Origin of the sequence: Psychrobacter sp. FME5 (genome assembly GCF_014861375.1) — a bacterium.
GTDB lineage: Bacteria > Pseudomonadota > Gammaproteobacteria > Pseudomonadales > Moraxellaceae > Psychrobacter.
This window is the reverse complement of the sequence record NZ_RRYX01000247.1, coordinates 1-861: the sequence shown is the minus strand read 5'-3', so window position 1 is coordinate 861 and position 861 is coordinate 1. Positions and strand designations below refer to the sequence as shown.

The 861-nt window shown below is 43.7% G+C and carries 1 protein-coding gene; it reads left to right on the top strand.

Annotation, left to right across the window (positions count from 1 at the left end; all coding sequences use genetic code 11):
* Positions 1 to 105: 105 nt before the first annotated feature.
* Positions 106 to 672, top strand: coding sequence for a type II secretion system protein GspM (gene gspM, locus EI161_RS14520; protein WP_192523733.1), 567 nt, complete (start codon positions 106 to 108; stop codon positions 670 to 672).
* Positions 673 to 861 lie beyond the last annotated feature (189 nt).

Sequence of the window (861 nt, the reverse complement as noted above, 5' to 3'; positions counted from 1 at the left end):
CTGCAAAAAAACTATACCCGCAGTATCGTAGCGTTTTTAAAGTATTTTAACTATAGTGTTATTGGCTATTTCAGTTGTGGTAATAAAGCTCAAAAAGGTTAGAACATGAAACGATTACAGCGCCGTACCAAACGTAATGCACTCAATCCTGAAGCTAGCACCCATGTTGGAGTAAATGTGCTGACAGTGCGCATGAATAATCTCCAAAACCTTCTGTCGTCGCGCTGGAAAACACTGCCACCGCGTGATCAGTTGGCACTGGCTGTATTGTCTCTATTTTTACTGTTATTTATTGGCGGTTACGGTGGCTATCGTATTCATCACTCGGCAAACGACAGTAAACGCAACTATCAAGAACAAGTAGCCGATTATTTCTGGTTACGTGCCCAAGCTGGCAACCTTGATAGTAATGCGGTGAATACAGTGGATGGTGAGGCTGCAAAGCCACCCGCTAGTAGAATCAGCGCGTTATTAAATAACTCAGGTATTGCCGACGCTCAAGTCGTTGCGACTGGCGATGCGGTACAGCTAAGCTTTAATAATGCCAGTCAAGCCGTGGTCAGTGCCGCGCTTGGTAAGCTTGAACAGCAAGGTTGGCAGTTCACCCAGCTATCTATGCAGCAAGATTTGACTAACAAATCAATTCAGGTACAAGCGACCGTGACGTCATAAAACGGTTTGTTGTTACAACCCACTATATTGCAATTCAATATATTTTAATCAAGGTTATTGATAGCCAGTGGTTAAAAATAACCCTGTGTCGTTAGGCGGTATTGAAAAACGGCTGGTTTGGTACAATCAATAAACTATCAATCTAACGAAAGAGGACTCCACCCGACGCTAGGGTGGAGGTGAATTTCG